At 70.9% G+C, this 18,001-nt stretch carries 14 protein-coding genes; 13 read left to right on the top strand and 1 reads right to left on the bottom strand.

What is annotated here, in order from left to right:
* The first annotated feature begins 281 nt into the window (after positions 1-281).
* The 10 genes from NAMU_RS11135 (at position 282) to NAMU_RS11180 (ending at position 13,917) form a co-directional block, all read left to right on the top strand.
* Entirely contained in the window at positions 282-911 is a 630-nt protein-coding gene (locus NAMU_RS11135) for a TIGR03085 family metal-binding protein (RefSeq protein ID WP_015747508.1), read from the top strand.
* Between the two features lie 81 nt (positions 912-992).
* Complete coding sequence (dapA, locus tag NAMU_RS11140; protein WP_015747509.1) at positions 993-1,916, top strand: 4-hydroxy-tetrahydrodipicolinate synthase; 924 nt, start codon at positions 993-995, stop codon at positions 1,914-1,916.
* Positions 1,917-1,978: 62 nt separating this feature from the next.
* A complete protein-coding gene (locus NAMU_RS11145; RefSeq protein ID WP_041370376.1) occupies positions 1,979-3,655 on the top strand; it encodes a ribonuclease J in 1,677 nt (558 codons plus the stop codon).
* A 12-nt stretch (positions 3,656-3,667) separates the two neighbouring features.
* A complete protein-coding gene (locus NAMU_RS11150; protein WP_015747511.1) occupies positions 3,668-3,994 on the top strand; it encodes a DUF952 domain-containing protein in 327 nt (108 codons plus the stop codon).
* Positions 3,995-4,312: 318 nt separating this feature from the next.
* Positions 4,313-6,820, top strand: coding sequence for a molybdopterin oxidoreductase family protein (locus NAMU_RS11155; protein WP_015747512.1), 2,508 nt, complete (start codon positions 4,313-4,315; stop codon positions 6,818-6,820).
* A 20-nt stretch (positions 6,821-6,840) separates the two neighbouring features.
* Positions 6,841-9,354 (top strand): nitrite reductase large subunit NirB, encoded by a 2,514-nt coding sequence (nirB, locus tag NAMU_RS11160; RefSeq protein ID WP_015747513.1) that lies wholly within the window; start codon positions 6,841-6,843, stop codon positions 9,352-9,354.
* Entirely contained in the window at positions 9,351-9,680 is a 330-nt protein-coding gene (locus NAMU_RS11165; RefSeq protein WP_015747514.1) for a Rieske (2Fe-2S) protein, read from the top strand. Before nirB ends, NAMU_RS11165 begins: the two co-directional genes overlap by 4 nt.
* Positions 9,681-9,722: 42 nt before the next feature.
* Positions 9,723-11,132 (top strand): nitrate/nitrite transporter, encoded by a 1,410-nt coding sequence (locus NAMU_RS11170; RefSeq protein ID WP_015747515.1) that lies wholly within the window; start codon positions 9,723-9,725, stop codon positions 11,130-11,132.
* Entirely contained in the window at positions 11,125-12,375 is a 1,251-nt protein-coding gene (gene cobA, locus NAMU_RS11175; protein ID WP_015747516.1) for a uroporphyrinogen-III C-methyltransferase, read from the top strand. The genes NAMU_RS11170 and cobA overlap by 8 nt, the downstream gene beginning before the upstream one ends.
* A gap of 117 nt (positions 12,376-12,492) precedes the next feature.
* Positions 12,493-13,917 carry an alpha/beta hydrolase family protein gene (locus NAMU_RS11180; protein WP_015747517.1) on the top strand — a complete coding sequence of 475 codons (1,425 nt, stop codon included), beginning with the start codon at positions 12,493-12,495 and terminating at the stop codon, positions 13,915-13,917.
* A 74-nt stretch (positions 13,918-13,991) separates the two neighbouring features.
* On the opposite strand, the gene NAMU_RS11185 is transcribed toward NAMU_RS11180, so the two are convergent.
* Positions 13,992-14,231 carry a hypothetical protein gene (locus tag NAMU_RS11185; protein ID WP_015747518.1) on the bottom strand — a complete coding sequence of 80 codons (240 nt, stop codon included), beginning with the start codon at positions 14,229-14,231 and terminating at the stop codon, positions 13,992-13,994.
* 156 nt (positions 14,232-14,387) lie between these two features.
* Between NAMU_RS11185 and NAMU_RS11190 the strand changes: the two genes are divergently transcribed.
* From NAMU_RS11190 to manA, 3 genes are read left to right on the top strand one after another with little or no spacing between them, the layout of a single operon-like run.
* Positions 14,388-14,774, top strand: coding sequence for a DUF6394 family protein (locus NAMU_RS11190; protein WP_015747519.1), 387 nt, complete (start codon positions 14,388-14,390; stop codon positions 14,772-14,774).
* A 5-nt stretch (positions 14,775-14,779) separates the two neighbouring features.
* The gene (locus NAMU_RS11195) at positions 14,780-16,603 is read left to right on the top strand and encodes an NAD-binding protein (protein WP_015747520.1); all 1,824 of its coding nucleotides are present in this window, start codon (positions 14,780-14,782) and stop codon (positions 16,601-16,603) included.
* A 33-nt stretch (positions 16,604-16,636) separates the two neighbouring features.
* Positions 16,637-17,971, top strand: a complete 1,335-nt coding sequence (gene manA, locus NAMU_RS11200; RefSeq protein WP_245544884.1) for a mannose-6-phosphate isomerase, class I — start codon at positions 16,637-16,639, stop codon at positions 17,969-17,971.
* The last annotated feature ends 30 nt before the right edge of the window (positions 17,972-18,001 follow it).

The raw sequence follows: 18,001 nt of genomic DNA on the forward strand, positions 1-18,001 counted from the left end.
CACCCCAAGAATCCGACTTGTCCGACGATGCCCGGTTCGCCTGATTCTCATGTGGTACCGCCCGTTCTCGCTGTGCCGGCGCTGTGTTTTCCCGGACTGTAAGCCCGCGCTCCGACGCAAGCACCTCGGCAATCAGATGACATTTTCTGGGTATTTGGGTCACTTTCGGTGAGTGAACGCGCGTTTCGACAACTCGTTCGCTCGGATAGACGATGGCGGTCGCGGGGCCGGTGCCGGTTACGTTCCGTTCGCGCCGCCTGCCCGCACGTACTGTGGCGATCATGAGCCTTGCCCGTACCGAACGTGCCGCCCTGGCCGATCTGTTCGCCGCCGTCGGACCCGACCAACCGACCCTTTGCGAGGGTTGGCAGACGCGGGATCTGTTGACGCACCTGTTGATCCGGGAGCGCGACCCGCTGGGCGCGGTCGGCACCCAGCTCAAGCCGCTGCACTCGTTCACCGAGAAGGCCGAGCAGGGATACCGCAGCCGGCCCTGGACGTCGATGATCGAGCAGTACCGGGCCGGCCCGCCGGCCTGGAACCCCACCGGCTGGGGTCCGGTCGACGACCTGGTCAACGGCAACGAGATGTTCATCCATCACGAGGACGTCCGGCGCGGCCAGCCGGGTTGGCAACCCCGCGAGCTGAGCGAGCAGGACACCGCCGAGCTGGCCAAGAGCGTCACCTCGCCGCTGTCCCGGCTGATGGTGCGCAAGGCCCCGACCGGCATCGTCGCGCACATCCCCGGTCATGAGCCGGTGGTGCTGCGCAAGGGTGAGCCGGTGGTGACGCTGACCGGCGAGCCGGGGGAGATCGTGCTGTGGCTCTCCGGCCGGGACGAGGTCGAGCTGGAGTTCGGCGGCGACCCGGCCGCAGTGGGTGCCCTGCGTACCCTCCAGCGGGGTTTCTGACCGCGCGCCGGGCCCTGATCCGGCCCCGATCCGGCCGGGTCGTGGCCGCCGGGGCTCGCCGGTGACGGTAGGTTTCCGGGTATGACAACGCTTTCCGCGGGACCGGCGGGTCGGCCGGGCCGGCCCTTCGGCACCGTGCTGACCGCCATGGTCACCCCTTTCACGGCGACCGGCGACTTGGACGTGAACGCCACCGGTCTGCTGGCCGAGCGACTGGTCGCCGAGGGCAACAACGGCCTGGTCGTCAACGGCACCACCGGTGAGTCCCCGACCACCAGCGACGCCGAGAAGGAACTGGTGATCCGCGCGGTGGTGGACGCCGTCGGCGACCGGGCCACCGTCGTGGCCGGGGTCGGCACCTACGACACCGCGCATTCGGTCAAGCTGGCCAAGGCGGCCGAGAAGGCCGGCGCCCACGGGGCCCTGGTCGTCACGCCGTACTACTCCCGCCCGCAGCAGGACGGTCTGCTGGCCCACTTCGCCGCCGTCGCCGACGCCTCCGACCTGCCGGTCATGCTGTACGACATCCCGCCGCGGGCCGTCGTCGCGATCGCCCCGGAGACGCTGCTGCGGCTGGCCGAGCACCCCCGGATCACCGCCGTCAAGGACGCCAAGGGCGACCTGTACGCCGGATCGCTGGTGATGGGCGGGTCCGACCTGGCCTACTACTCGGGCGACGACCCGTTGAACTTGCCGTGGCTGTCGGTCGGCGGTGTCGGTGTGGTCAGCATCATCGGGCACGTGCTCGGTGGGCACCTGCGGGCCATGGTCGACGCGGCCGAGGCCGGCGACTACGTCAGGGCCCGCAAGCTGCACTACGAGCTGATGCCCGCGCACCGGGCGATGACCCGCTGCGGCGGCGGATCCGGCCTGGTGTTTGCCAAGGCGGCGCTGCGGCTGCGCGGGTTCGGCGTCGGCGATCCCCGGCTGCCGCAGATCCCGGCCACGGCCAAACAGACCGAACAGATCGCCCAGGACCTCGACGAGATCGGGCCCTTGTTGTGAGCCGCTCGGCCGGTCCCGGATCCAACTCACCGGCGGGTCGGCCCGAGCAGTCGGCCGCCCGCGTGCGTAAACCGGCCCCCCCGAAGCCGTTGGCCAAGGATGCCCTGCGCGTGGTCGCGCTCGGCGGCATCGGCGAGATCGGCCGCAACATGACCGTCTACGAGTTCGACGGCCGGCTGCTGATCGTCGACTGCGGGGTGCTGTTCCCCGAGGACGGCCAGCCCGGGGTCGATCTGATCCTGCCCGATCTGCGGCTGGTCGAGGATCGCATCGACGACATCGACGCCGTGGTGATCACCCACGGCCACGAGGACCACATCGGGGCCCTGCCCTGGCTGCTGCGGCTGCGACCGGACCTGCCCGTGCTGGGTGCCCGGTTCTCGCTCGCGCTGATCGCGGCCAAGTGCCGCGAGCACCGTCTTACCCCGACCCTGCAGGTCGTCACCGAGGGCGAGCGGCGCAAGGCCGGCCCCTTCGACCTGCGCTTCTACGCGGTCAACCACTCGATTCCGGACGCGCTCGCGGTGAGCATCCGGACCCCGGCCGGCACGGTGCTGCACACCGGCGATATCAAGCTCGACCAGCTGCCGCTGGACGGTCGGCTGACCGACCTGGGCGGCTTCGCCCGGCTCGGCGACAAGGGTGTTGACCTGTTCCTGGTCGACTCGACCAACGCCGAGGTGCCCGGATTCGTCGCCCCGGAACGCGAGATCGGTCCGGTGATGGACTCTTTCATCGCCAAGGCGACCCAGCGGGTGATCGTCGCCTCGTTCGCCAGCCACGTGCACCGGGTGCAGCAGATGCTCGACTCGGCCTACCGGCACGGCCGCAAGGTCGCCTTCGTCGGCCGGTCGATGGTCCGCAACATGCAGATCGCGCAGGAACTGGGCCTGCTCACCGTGCCGGACGGGCTGGTGCGCTCGCTGGACAAGGTGCTCGAGCTGCCGCCGGACCAGGTCATGCTGGTCTCCACCGGCTCGCAGGGCGAGCCGCTGTCCGCGCTGTCCCGGATGTCGCGGGGCGAGCACCGGCAGGTCAACCTGACCGCCGGCGACACCGTCATCCTGGCCTCGTCGATGATTCCGGGCAACGAGACCAGCGTGTTCACCATCATCAACGAGCTGGCCAAGATCGGCGTCACCGTGGTGCACCAGGGCGTGGCCAAGGTGCACGTGTCCGGGCATGCCTCGGCCGGCGAGCTGCTGTACCTGTACAACGCGGTCAAGCCCCGCAACGTGATCCCGGTGCACGGCGAATGGCGGCACCTGCGTGCGCAGGCCAAGCTGGCGATCGCCACCGGGGTGCCCGAGGACCGGGTCATCCTGGCCCCCAACGGCACCGTGGTCGACCTGGTGCGCGGCCGGGCCTCGGTGGTCGGGCACGTCGAGGTCGGCATGGTCTACGTGGACGGCAACGCCGTCGGCGACGTCGGCGACAACACGCTCTCGGACCGGCTGGTGCTGGGCGAGGGCGGGTTCATCTCCATCACTGTGGCCATCGACTCGCACACCGGGCGGGCGATCGCATCCCCGACCATCTCCGGGCGCGGCTTCTCCGACGATCCGAAGGCGCTGCACGCGGTGGTGCCGCTGGTCGAGGCCGAGCTGTCGCGGACCGAGGCGGACGGGGTCACCGATCCGCACCGGGTGGCGCAGGCGGTCCGGCGGGTGGTCGGCCGTTGGGTCGGCGACACCTACCGGCGGCGGCCAATGATCGTGCCCACCGTGCTGGCGGTCTGAGGCGGCCGGATCATGGCCGAGCCGATCTTCCACTGCAGCCTGCTGACCGACTGGCAGGCGGCGCAGGCGGCGGGGGAGTACACGATCTCCACCCGGGGCCGGACGCTGGCCCAGGAGGGCTTCATCCATGCCTCCTATGCCGGGCAGGTGGACGGGGTGCGCCGGCGGTTCTACGCCGACGTCACCGAGCCGATGGTGCTGCTGCGGATCGACCCGGACCGGCTCGGCGTGCCGGTGGTGCCGGAGAGCCCGCCGGGGGTCGACGAGCTGTTCCCGCACATCTACGGGCCGGTGCCGGTGACGGCGGTCGTCGCGGTGACCGAGCTGGACCCGATGTGACGGACTGGTCCGGCGGTCACCGGACGTGATCGGGCCGGACCCGCCGGCCGGCGTGATGTCGATCACCGCCCGCGCCGGATAAGCGTGCGGCCGTAACATTGCGACCCGAGCTGACCGGCCCGGTCGCCGTCGGTGGCGACCCTGTGTGACGTCCCGCCCGCAGCCGTGACCTGCGCTTGTGAGGACAACACAGTCCTGCCGTAACAGTGCGTGGCGGCCGATGAAACATGCGTGCCGACACTCGGAGATGTGCCCACCGCCTCCCGTGTCCCCACGGCGACCCATTGCCCGTACTGCTCCCTGCAGTGCGGGATCACCATGGTCGCCGGCGGCCGGCCGGCCACCCTGCAACCGCAGGAGGACTTCCCGACCAACCGCGGCGGCCTGTGCGCCAAGGGCTGGACCGCGGCCGATCTGCTCGACCACAAGGACCGGCTGCTCACCCCGCTGGTGCGCGAGATCGACGGCGACCGCACCAGTGCGCTGCGGCCGGCCAGCTGGGACGAGGCGTTCGGACGGATCGTCGCCGCCATCACCCGCACCCAGCACGAGCACGGCCGGGACGCCGTCGGCATCTTCGGCGGCGGCGGCCTGACCAACGAGAAGGCCTACGCCCTGGGCAAGTTCGCCCGCGTCGGGCTGCGCACGGCGATGATCGACTACAACGGCCGGTTCTGCATGTCCTCGGCGGCGACGGCCGGCAACAAGGCGTTCGGCATCGACCGCGGCCTGCCCTTCCCGCTCGCCGACGTGGCCGAGGCCGCCGCGATCCTGCTGGTCGGTTCCAACCCGGCGGACACGATGCCGCCGGCCATGCAGTACTTCGACCAGGGCCGGGCCAACGGCGCCCGGCACATCGTGATCGACCCCCGCCGGACCAGCACGGCCGAGGGCGCATCACTGCACCTGGCCCCGGTGCCCGGCACCGACCTGGCCCTGGCCAACGGCCTGCTGCACATCGCGATCCGCGAGGGTTACCTGGATCAGGCCTACATCGCCGAGCGCACCACCGGTTTCGCCGCGGTCAAGGCGGCCGTGAGCTCGTATTGGCCGGACTGGGTGGAGCGCACGACGGGCGTCCCGGTGGCCGACCTGCGCGAGACGGTGCGCACCCTGGCCACCGCGCCGTCGGCGATGATCCTGACCGCCCGCGGCGCCGAGCAGCACAGCAACGGCACCGACACCGCGCAGGCCTTCATCAACCTGGCCCTGGCCCTGGGCCTGCCCGGCAAGTGGGCCTCGGGCTACGGCACCGTCACCGGTCAGGGCAACGGCCAGGGTGGGCGCGAGCACGGCCAGAAGGCCGACCAGCTGCCCGGGTACCGCCGGCTGGACGATCCGGCGGCCCGCGCGCACGTGGCCGGGGTATGGGGCATCGACCCGGACGAGCTGCCGATGCCGGGCCGGTCCGCGTTCGAGATGCTCGACCGGCTCGGCACCGACGGCGGGGTGCGCACCCTGCTGGTGCTGGCCTCCAACGTGGTCGTCTCGGCCCCGGACGCCAACCGGATCCGGCACCGGCTGGCCGCCCTGGACACCCTGGTCGTCTCCGACATCTTCCTGTCCGAGACGGCCATGCTCGCCGACGTCGTGCTGCCTACCGCCCAATGGGCCGAGGAGGAGGGCACGATGACCAACCTGGAGGGCCGGGTGATCCGGCGCAAGATGGCCCTGCCGCCGCCGGCAGGTGTGCTCGACGACCTGCAGATGATCACCGAGCTGGCCACCAGACTCGGCCGCGGCCAGTACTTCTCGGACCAGCCGGCCGAGGTGTTCGAGGAGCTGCGACGGGCCTCGGCGGGCGGCATCGCCGACTACTCCGGCATCACCTACGACCGGATCGAGGCCGAGCAGGGCGTGTTCTGGCCCTGCCCCTCGGTCGAGCATCCGGGCACCCCGCGGCTGTTCACCGACGCGTTCCCGACCCCGGACGGCCGGGCCCGGTTCCTGCCGGTCACCCACCGAGCCCCGGCCGAGACCCCCGACGCGGCCTACCCGTACGTGCTGACCACCGGCCGGCTGCTGCAGCAGTACCAGAGCGGCACCCAGACCCGCCGGCTCGGCGGCACCATGGTGCCCGACCCGCACGTGCAACTGCACCCGAACCTGGCCCGGGCCCTGTCCATCGAGGCCAGCGACATGATCGAGCTGCGAACCCGGCGGGGAGCGGCCGTGTTCCGCGCCCAGATCACCGACGCCATCCGGCCCGAGGTGCTGTTCGTGCCGTTCCACTGGGGCGGGGCGTCGAACGCGAACTCACTCACCGACCCGGCGCTGGACCCGTACTCCAAGATGCCCGAATTCAAGGTGTGCGCGGTCGCCGCCACCCGGATCGGCGGCCCCGACGACACCCACCTGCTGGCCGCGCTGCCCAGCCAGCCGGACGTCCTGCCGTTCCGGTCACTGCCCATCACCCCCCGCTCGCCCGCCCGCCGACGCACCACCCGGACCCGACCGCCGAATCAGAAGGGCACTTCCATGCACAGCAAGAACCGTTTCCTCCAGGGCATTTTCCCGTTCACCGGGGCCGGGGTGGACAAGCCCGCGCCGATCGACGCGACCTTGACCTACGTGGTGCCGGACGGGTCGGTGGCGCAGGCGCTGTACTTCCGCGGGGGCAACACCACCGCCGAGCTGATCACCGTGGTGCTCATGCGCGACGGCGTGCCGATGCGGTACTTCCCGATCGGGGCCAAGTCCGACGTGCACGTGCCGCTGCGGGTGGTCGAGGACCTGGAGGGCGGCACCGCCCTGGAACTGGCCGTGGCTGCGCCCGACAAGCTCACCGGCACGGTCGTTCTCGACCTCGGGCTGGTGGAGGTCTGATGACGCTGGCCGAGGATGCGATGACCGAGTTCGAGGAGGAGTTCGGCGACCGGCGGCGCAAGCTCGTGGTGATCGGCAACGGCATGGCCGGTGCCCGCACGGTGGAGGAGATCCTGTCCCGCGGGGGCGCCGAGCAGTTCGCCATCACCATGTTCGGCGACGAGCCGTACGGCAACTACAACCGGATCATGCTCTCGCACGTGCTCTCCGGGGAGGAGGCCGAGACCGACATCTTCCTCAACAGCATGGCCTGGTACGCCGAGAACAACATCACCCTGTTCGCCGGGGTGCGGGCCACCCGGATCGACCGCTTCGCCAAGATCGTCTACGCCGAGCACACCGTCGACGGCACCACGTACGAAACCCCGTACGACGAGCTGATCATCGCCACCGGCAGCCGCTCGTTCATCCCGCCGATCGACGGCGTGCGGATGGACGACGGGTCGCTCAAGCCCGGCGTCTTCGCCTTCCGGACCATGGAAGACACCCAGGGGATGATCACCTACGCCCAGCACGAGGACCACCGCCGCGCCGTCGTGATCGGCGGCGGGCTGCTCGGTCTGGAGGCCGCGCGCGGCCTGCAGGGTTTCGGGCTGCAGGTCGACGTGCTGCACGCCGGCCCGCACCTGATGAACGCCCAGATCGGTCCCGAGGGCGGCGACATCCTGCGCAAGAGCGTGGAAGAGCTGGGCATCTACGTCCACACCAAGGCGCGGACCACCTCGATCATGGGTGAGGACAAGGTCGAGGGCGTCTGGATGGCCGACCATCCGCTGCTCGAATGCGACATGGTGGTCGTCGCCGCCGGCATCCGGCCCAACGTCGACCTGGCCGTCACCAGCGGCTTCACCGTCGAGCGGGCCATCGTCGTGGACGACCAGATGCGCACGGTCGACGACCCGGACGTGTACGCGGTCGGCGAGTGCGTGCAGCACCGCGGGGAGGTCTACGGCCTGGTCCAGCCGCTGTGGGAGCAGGCCGTCGTGCTGGCCGAGCACCTGACCGGCACCGACCCGGACGCCGCCTACCACGGTTCGCGGACCTCGACCAAGCTCAAGGTGGCCGGCGTCGACGTTGCCGCCATGGGTGTGCAGGGGCCGGAGCGGGACACCGACGAGCACATCGTGTTCTCCGAACCGCGCAAGGGCATCTACAAGTCGCTGGTCATCCGGGACGAGAAGCTCATCGGGGCCACCATGCTCGGCGACACCTCCAAGGTCGCCTTCCTGATCCAGGCGTTCGACCGCGGGCTGCCGCTGCCCGAGGAACGGCTGGAGATGCTGTTCAACCTGGGCACCCCGGCCGAGGAGGTCGGCATCGCCGAACTCGCCGACGACGCCCAGGTCTGCAACTGCAACGGCGTGTCCAAGGGCGCCCTGGTGGCCTGCGTGGAGAGCGGCACCAAGACGGTCGCCGGGGTCATGGACAAGACCAGGGCCGGCAAGGGCTGCGGCTCCTGCAAGAACATGGTCTGCCAGATCGTCGAGTGGGCGGCCGGGGGCAAGGTCGAGGAGGATCCGTCGGCCAACTGGTACGTGCCCGGGGTGCCGATGGACAAGCCGGACCTGATGCGGGCGATCCTGGCCCAGGAATTGAGGTCGGTGTCCGCAGTATTTGCTGCCCTTGCCCCGGAGGGGGCCGAGGACGCCAAATCCAAGATGGGCCTGGCCTCCCTGCTCAAGATGATCTGGGCCGACGAGTACATCGACGAGAAGGACGCCCGGTTCATCAACGACCGGGTGCACGCCAACATCCAGAAGGACGGCACCTTCTCGGTCGTCCCGCAGATGAAGGGCGGCGTCACCACCCCGGCCCAGCTGCGCAAGATCGCCGACGTCGCCGAGAAGTGGAACGTGCCGATGGTCAAGCTGACCGGCGGCCAGCGGATCGACCTGCTGGGCATCCGCAAGGAGGACCTGCCCGGGGTCTGGGCCGACCTGGGCATGCCGTCCGGGTACGCCTACGGCAAGAGCTTTCGCACGGTGAAGACCTGCGTCGGGCAGGAGTTCTGCCGGTTCGGGGTCGGTGACTCGACCAACCTGGGCATCAAGATCGAGTCCCGGTTCCAGGGGCTGGAGTCGCCGGCCAAGATCAAGATGGCGGTCACCGGCTGCCCGCGCAACTGCGCCGAGTCGCTGTGCAAGGACGTCGGTCTGGTGGCCATCGACGGCGGCCGGTGGGAGATCTACATCGGTGGCGCGGCCGGGGCGCACATCCGCAAGGGCGACCTGCTGGCCACGGTGGACGACCCGGACCTGGCAGTGACGCTGTCCGGCCGGTTCATGCAGTACTACCGGGAGAACGCCAAGTGGCTCGAGCGCACCTACGCGTTCGTGCCCCGGATGGGCATCGAGTTCCTCCGCGAGGTGATCGTCGAGGACAGTCTGGGCATCGCCGCCGATCTCGACGAGCGCATGCAGAAGTCCGTGGACGCGTACCGGGACCCGTGGCAGGAGGGCGCGAAACCCGCCACTGCCGGCCAGTTCCGCACCTCCCTGCCGCTGGAGGTCCTGCCCCAGGTGCCGACCCGATGACCGCCGTCATGGGGTCGGACGCGGTGGGCCACCGGCTCGGGCCGCTGACCCAGGTGCCGATGGGGGAGGGCCGGGCCTTCGGCGTCGACGGCACCCAGGTGGCCGTCTTCCATCTGCGAACCGGTGCCGTGCATGCCGTCTCGGCAGTCTGCCCGCACAAGGGCGGGCCGCTGGCCGACGGCCAGATCGACGGTTCGGTCGTGCTGTGCCCGTTGCACCTGAACGCCTGGGAGCTGGCCACCGGTTGCTCGCGCAGCGGCCAGCCGGATCTGCAGACCTGGCGGGTCGAGATCGAGAACGACGAGATCGTTCTCTACACCCACTGATTCGCACCCTTTCGGACCCCTGAAGAACAGGACCCGCGCCTGATGAGCACACCCGAGATCACCCCCGTCCAAGCGGAACTGGCCACCACGCCGGCCGACCCGGCCATTCCCAAGACCCACCACGGCGCGCACTGGATCGAGGACTGGCGGCCCGAGGATCCGGTCTTCTGGCAGGAGAAGGGCGCCCGGATCGCCAAGAAGAACCTGATCTTCTCGGTGCTCTCCGAGCACATCGGTTTCTCCGTCTGGTCGATGTGGTCGGTCCTGGTGCTGTTCCTGGGACCGGAGTACGGCATCGACGCGGCCGGCAAGTTCCTGCTGACCGCGTTGCCCACGCTGCTGGGCGCCGGGCTGCGACTGCCCTACACCTTCGCGGTGGCCACCTTCGGCGGGCGCAACTGGACCGTGATCAGCGCCCTGCTGCTGCTCATCCCGACCATCGGCATCGTGATCGTGCTGCAGCCCGGGGTCGCCTACAGCACCCTGCTGTTCGTCGCCTGCCTCGGCGGGGTCGGCGGCGGCAACTTCGCCTCGTCGATGACCAACATCAACGCTTTCTACCCGGCCCGGCTCAAGGGCTGGGCGCTGGGCATCAACGCCGGCGGCGGCAACATCGGCGTGCCGGTGGTGCAGTTGATCGGCCTGCTGATCCTGGCCACCATCGGCGCCAGCTACCCGCGGGTGCTGCCCCTTATCTACATCCCGCTGATCATCGCGGCCGCCGTCGGCTCGTACCTGAAGATGAACAACCTGACGGAGATGCGCAACGCCAAGCGGGCGATGCGGGACGTGTCCAAGGACGCGCACACCTGGGTCATCTCGCTGCTCTACATCGGCACCTTCGGCTCGTTCATCGGCTTCTCGTTCGCCTTCGGCCAGGTGCTGCAGGTGCAGTTCGCGGACATCTTCTCCACCCCGGTCAAGGCCGCCTACCTGACCTTCATCGGGCCGCTGATCGGCTCGTTGATCCGTCCCTACGGCGGTTCCCTGGCGGACAAGTTGGGCGGCGCCCGAGTCTCGTTCGTCAACTTCGTGGCCATGGCGCTGGGCGCGATCATCGTGCTGACCGCGTCGCTGATGCACTCGCTGCCCCTGTACCTGGTCGGCTTCATCATGCTGTTCGCCTTCAGCGGCCTGGGCAACGGTTCGGTCTACAAGATGATCCCGGCCATCTTCAAGGCCAAGTCGGGCCTGGAGATCACCCGCGAGGGCGTCGATCCGGCCGTCTCGATGGCCAGGTCGCAGCGCTACGCCGGCGCGCTGATCGGGATCGCCGGCGCCATCGGGGCCTTCGGTGGCGTGCTGGTGAACCTGGCCTTCCGCCAGTCGTTCCTGGCCACCAAGTCGGCCGACTCGGCCTACATCGCGTTCATCTGCTTCTACGCGATCTGCTTCGCCGTCACCTGGTACGTCTACCTGCGACCGTCGGCCAAGCGGCTCGAAGGTGTCTGATCACCGCTCGTCCGATCACTGCGCGGATGCCGGCCTGCTGCCCCTGCACCTGGCGGTGCGGGGGCGGCGGGTCGTCGTGGTCGGCGGGGGACCGGTGGCCGCCCGCAAGGTCGCCGGCTGCCTGGACGCCGGCGCCGACGTGCTGGTGGTCGCCCCGTTCGCCTGCGAGTCGATCGTGGCCGACGAGGCCGCCGGTCTGCTGACCTGGCGGTGCGCCGAATACACGACCGGCGACCTGGACGGCGCCTGGCTGGTGTTCGCGGCCACCGGTGAGCGGGCCACTGACGACGCGGTCGCGGCGGATGCGGAGGCGGCCCGGGTGTTCTGCGTGCGGGCCGACGACGCCGCGCTGGGCAGCGCCCGCTCGGCCGCGGTGATCCGGCGCGACGACGTGCTGGTCTCGGTCGGTTCGGCCGACGCGGCCGATCCGCGCCGGGCGGTCGCCGTGCGTGACGCCATCACCCACGGGCTGGACACCGGGGCGCTGCCGGTGCGCCGGCAACGCGGCGGGCCCGGCCGGGTGGTGCTGGTCGGCGGCGGGCCCGGCGACGGCGACCTGCTGACCCTGCGCGGCCGGCGGGAACTGGCCGCCGCCGACGTCGTCGTCATCGACCGGCTGGCTCCGCGGTCGGTCATCGACGAACTCGGCCCCGGCGTGCTGGTCCTCGAGGTCGGCAAGGCGCCCGGCCGGCACCCGGTGCCGCAGCCGGAGATCAACCGGTTGCTGGTCGAACACGCCCAGGCCGGCCGCCGGGTGGTCCGGCTCAAGGGCGGCGACCCGTTTCTGTTCGGCCGCGGCGGCGAGGAGGTCGCCGCCTGCCGCGAGGCCGGCGTCGAGGTATCCGTGATCCCCGGGGTGACCAGCGCGTTCGCCGTGCCCGCGGCGGCCGGGATCCCGGTGACCCACCGGGGCCAGTCCCGGCAGGTCACCGTCATCACCGGGCACGACGCCGTCTCACCCGGCGGGCTGCCGGCCGACCTGGACTGGGCCGCCCTGGCCCGCGGTCGCGGCACCCTGGTGGTGCTCATGGGCGTCGCCGCCCTACCGACGATCCGGGCCGGCCTGCTCGGCGCGGGGATGGACCCGGCCACGCCGGTGGCCATCGTGGAGAACGGCTGGACCCCGGCGCAACGGGTCACGACCGGCGCGCTGGACGAGATCGCCGATCGGGCCCGCGAGCGCGGCGTCGAGTCGCCCGCGGTCATCGTCATCGGTGACGTCGCCGGGCACGCCCGGCCTTAGCTGCGACCGGCCCAGCCGCCGAGTGTGCAGCAACCGCCCCTATTCTCGAGAATGAGGGCGGTTGCTGCACACTCGGCGCGGGGTGGTGCGGGAACGGCGATCGGTAGGGTCGGATGGATGACCGGTCACAAGCTCGCCCGCGTCCTGGTCCCGCTCGCCATGGTGGCCGGTGCATGCTCGGCCGGCCCCGGCACCGCACCCTCGGCCACGACCACCGTGACGGCCAGCAGTTCGGCCGGCGACGGCACCGACCCGGCCGGATCGATCGCCGGTGACTGGACCGGCCGGATCGAGATTCCCGGTGCGCCGCTGGCCGTCGGGGTCACCATCACCGGTGCCGACGGCAGCTACGCCGGCACGTTCGACGTCCCGGTCCAGGGACTGACCGGTGCGCCGTTGACCGACGTGACGGTGACCGGAACCACCGTCGGCTTCGGCATCTCGCAGATTCCCGGCAACCCCCGGTTCGACGGCGAGTTCGACGGCAGCCGGATCACCGGCACGTTCACCCAGAGCGGCCAGGCGTTCCCGCTGGACCTGAGCCGCGGAACGGTGGCGGCCGCCGCGCGCCCGCAGGAACCCCGGCCACCCTTCCCCTACGACACCGAGGACGTCAGCTACTCCGGCGGGGTCACCATCGCCGGCACACTGACCACGCCGCCCGGCGACGGGCCGTTCCCGGCGGTGCTGCTGATCACCGGCAGCGGGGCGCAGGACCGGGACGAGACGATCGCCGGGCACAAGCCGTTCCTGCTGATCGCCGACACGCTCACCCGAGCCGGGTACGCGGTGCTGCGGGTGGACGATCGCGGCATCGGCGGGACCGGCGGGGTGCTGGCCGAGGCCGGCTACGACGACCTGGCCGCCGACGTGGCCGCCGGCCTGCAGTTCCTGCGCGCCCGGCCCGAGATCAAGGCGGACGCGGTCGGTCTGCTCGGCCACAGCGAGGGCGGCTACCTGGCTCCCTTGGTGGCCCAGACGCAGGCGCAGAAACCTGACTTTGTGGTCCTGATGGCCGGCCCGGCGGTCAGCGGCCGGGACGTGCTGATCGAGCAGAACAAGCTGATCATGGCCGCGGCCGGGGCGACCCCGCAGCAGACCGACGACCAGGTCGCGTTCGTCACCCGCTACGCCGACCTGATCATCGCCGGTGATTTCGCCGGCGCCACCGCGTTGGCCCGCGAGCAGGTCACCAAGGCCGGCGGGGACGCCAGCCTGGCTCCGGACACGGCCAACGAGAACATGCGCGCCCTGCTGGCCTACGACCCCGCGCCCGCGCTGTCCGCGCTCACCGTGCCGGTGCTGGCCGTCTACGGCGGCCGTGACCTGCAGGTACCACCGGCCCAGAGCGAACCGGTGCTCCGGTCGTTGCTGGCCGCCAACCCGGACGCGACCGTGCAGACCTTTCCCACGCTCAACCACCTGATGCAGCCGGCCACCACCGGCTCACCCACCGAGTACGCGGCCATCGAGACGACCATCGACCCGCAGGTGCTGGAGCTGTACGTCAGCTGGCTGCAGCAGCGTTTCCCGCCGGCCTGACCCGCACACCCGGCGGCGTGGGTCGGGCCCGGGGCGGCCCCGGGGCGGCTCGGGGGTCGGGGTGGGGGACGGCGTCACGGCGCGGGCGCGGTGAGCTGGGCCTGGTAGGCCAGCAGCCCGCCGACCAGCACGGCGAGGGCGACGAAGCCGACCAGCAGGGCGATCTTGCCGCCGCGCCGACCGAACACGGCCTGCCAGGCCCGGTACCGGTCGGTTTCGGCGCGGAACCGGCGCCAGTGCAGCAGCATCCAGCCGATCAACCCCAGGATGACGACCAGGCTGGCGAAGACGACGACGATCGTGATGGTGTGCATCGGTCCTCCGCTCGCTCGGGGACCGGGGATCAGGTCCTGATATCAGTGTTCCCACGGTGCGCCTGGCCAGCAGGATCGGTGCCCAGGGGTGATCATTTCGGTGACCGCGGCGTCACCGGCCGTTCGGCCGTCCGCCGGTCCCGCAGGGGGTGATCGATGAACCTGGAAAAGGTCATCTTCGGCTTCTTCGTGCTGCTCGCCGCCACGTTGAACTTCGGGTTCTTCCTCGGCGACATCTCGGTGCCGTCGCTGCACAACATCTACGAGCTGTTCGGGGCGCTGGTGGTCAGCCTGATCGCCACCGTGCTCAAGTTCGGCGACCGCACCCAGTTGGGGGCCACTCACCTGGCCACCAGCCTGGTCGCCGACCTGCAGCTGATCTGCGCCGCCCTGGTCTGGGGCTACGCCGCGAACGTCTCCGCGCACGGGGTGACGCCCGAGGCGATGGCCAGCGTGGTGTCGCTGTCCGGCGGTGCGCTGCTGGCCAACGTCGTCTCGGTGATCCTGCTCGTCGTCGAGACCGTCTCCTTCCACCGCCGGTAGCCGCGATGAGCAACGTCCTGCAGGTCTTCTGGAAGCAGATCTTCGGCGACGACGACGAACCGCGCCCACCCCGGCTGCGCCGCCGCATCGAGGTCGACAACGAGCCGGCGGCCACCGCGACCATCTTCATCGTGATGCGGCGGATGCGGGCGCCGCTGATCACCCTGATCGTCATCTTCTCGGTGACGGTCGTCGGCATGTCGCTCATCCCGGCCGTGGACCCGGAGGGCCGGCCGTACCACATGACGATCTTCGAGTCGCTGTACTTCATGAGCTACACGGCCTCGACCATCGGCTACGGCGAGTTGCCCTACCCGTTCAACGCCGATCAGCGCATGTGGGCCACGATTTCGATCTACCTGCTGGTGATCGGCTGGGCCTACGCGATCGGCTCGCTGCTGACCCTGTTGCAGGACCGCAGCTTCCGCAGTGCCCTGGCCCTGCAGCGCTTCCGGCGCAAGGTCCGCCGGTTGCGCGAGCCGTTCCTGCTGTTCGCCGGGTACGGGCAGACCGGCGAACTCCTGGGCAAGGCGTTCGACGCGATGGGCCAGCAGTTCGTGGTCATCGACGTCAAATCGGACCGGATCGACTCGTTGGACCTGGTCGCCTTCCATGCCGACGTGCCCGCGCTGACCGGCGACGTGCGCAACCCGCACCACCTGGCCGTGGCCGGACTGGACAACCCCTACTGCTCCGGCGTGCTCGCCCTGACCAGCGACGACGAGGTCAACCTGCACGTGACCATGTCGGCCGCGCTGCTGCGCCCGGAGCTGCCGGTGATCGCCCGGGTGGTCTCGCCGGCCATCGAGTACCGGATGCAGGCGTTCGGCTCGCCGTCCCTGGTCAACCCGTTCGACCGGTTCGGCGACCATCTGCGGCTGGCCCTGCGGGCGCCGGCCTCCTACCAGCTGCTGACCTGGCTGGAGAGCGGGCCCGGCGCCCCCCGGCCCCGCCGGGCCCGGCCACCGACCAAGGGTCGCTGGGTGCTGGCCGGCTACGGCCGGTTCGGCAAGGAGCTGGTGACCGACCTGCAGGACGAGGGACTAACCGTCACCATCGTCGACCCGCTGGGCAGTGCGGACAATCCGGCGGTCATCGTCGGCGACGCGTCCGAGCCGGCGATCCTCAAGCAGACCGACCTGGCCACTGCGGTCGGCTTCGTCGCCGGCACCGACAACGACACCACCAACCTGTCGCTGGTGGCCAGCGCCCGCCGGATCAACCCGACGCTGTTCGTGGCCGCCCGGCAGAACCAGCAGGCCAGCGCGCCGCTGTTCGAGGCGATGCGGCTGGACTCGCTGCTGGTGCCCACCGAGGTGGTCGCGCACGAGATGTACGCCCGGCTCAGCACCCCGCTGCTGTGGCGGTTCGTGCAGGAGATCCCGGCGCAGGGCGACGACTGGGCCGCAAAAGTGATGGAGCGGATCACCGCGTCCTGCGGGCGGCGGCTGCAGGAATTGTGGAAGGAACGGCTGGTGGCCGGGGAGGCGCCCGCCCTGCGCAAGTGCCTGGCGGCCGGGGACGTGCGGCTCGGGGACGTGCTGCGTGACCCGGACGACCGGGACCGCCCGCTGGACATCGTCGCGCTGCTGGTCCTGCGGGACGATCACGCCCACCTGACGCCGGATCCGGATTTCCTCCTGGCGGCCGACGACGAGCTGCTGCTGGCCGGACGATCCACCGACCGGCGCGCGTTGGAGGGCACCCTGTACGACGACGCCGTGTGCGAATACGTGCTGCACGACCGGCATCTGCCGTCCAGCTGGGTGTGGCGCAAGCTGGCCCGCGCTGATCAACCGCGGGTCCAACCGCCGGTCCCGCGCCGCTGACCCGGATTGATCGGTGGTCACGATCACATCGACGTGACCGACGGGCTCGCCGGGCGTCCCTGGAACACCACCACCGCCCGTGTGGCCGTCACGAAAGGAATCTCGGACGTGTTCCTGATGAAGAACCAGGTCCGCCCCTACGCCTGGGGCTCGCGTACCGCGATCCCCACCCTGCTCGGGGCCCCGTCCCCGTCGCCCGAGCCGCAGGCCGAGCTGTGGGTCGGCGCGCATCCGGCCGACTCGTCGGTGCTGCTGCGCGACGGTGCGGAGCATCCGCTGCGGCACGCGATCACCGACGACCCGCACGCTCTGCTCGGCTCGCAGGTCGCCCGCGAGTTCGGCGCCACGCTGCCATTCCTGCTCAAGCTGCTGGCCGCCGACGCGCCGCTGTCGCTGCAGGCGCACCCGACCGCCGAGCAGGCCCGGGCCGGCTACGACGCCGAGGAGTCGGCCGGGGTGCCGATCGACGCCCCGTTCCGCAACTACAAGGACCGCTCGCACAAGCCCGAGCTGATGTACGCCCTGACCCCGTTCGAGGCGCTGTGCGGTTTCCGGCCCACCGAGCCGACCGGGCAACTGCTGGCCGAGCTGGCGGTGCCCGAACTGGCCGAGCTGCAGGCCACGCTGGCGGCGCAGCCGGGTGAGCCCGGGCTGCGCGCGGTGGTCACCGGCCTGCTGACCGCCGACCGGTCCACGGTCGCGCCGCTGGTCGAGGCCGTCGCCGCGGCCTGCGCCGCGCGGGCGGGTACCCCCGGTCCGTTCGCCCGCGAGTTCGCCATGGGCGCCCAGCTGGCCGGCCACTACCCGGGCGATCCGGGCGTGCTGATCGCGCTGCTGATGAACCGGATCGACCTGGCCCCGGGCGAGGCCGTGTTCCTGCCCGCGGGCAACATGCACGCCTACCTGTCCGGGTTCGGCGTGGAGATCATGGCCAGCTCGGACAACGTGTTGCGCGGCGGGTTGACGCCCAAGCACGTCGACGTCGCCGAACTGTCCGCCGTGGTCACCTTCGCGCCGGACGAGCCGATGCTGATCCCCGCCGTCCCGGTCGGTCCGGGCGAGCACGCCTTCCGCACCCCGACGCCGGAGTTCGAGCTGTCCCGGATCGTGGTGCCGCCGACCGGCCGGGTGCTCGAGCACGACGGCCCGCAGATCGTGCTGGTCGTGGAGGGCTCGGTCACCCTGACCGACGCCCAGGGCACGCAACTGGTGGTCGAACCCGGCCGTTCGGTGTTCCTGCCGGCCCGTCAGGGCGCGGTCTGGCTGGAGGGCCCCGGCACCCTGTTCCGGGCCAAGGACGGGCTCGTCGGGACCGGGACGACCGGGACCGCCGCGGTGACCGAGCCGGCCGAGTTGTCGCTGGTCTGACGACCTCGGCGGTGGCCGGGCGCCCGAGCC

It is taken from the genome of Nakamurella multipartita DSM 44233, assembly GCF_000024365.1.
In the GTDB taxonomy this organism is placed as follows: domain Bacteria; phylum Actinomycetota; class Actinomycetes; order Mycobacteriales; family Nakamurellaceae; genus Nakamurella; species Nakamurella multipartita.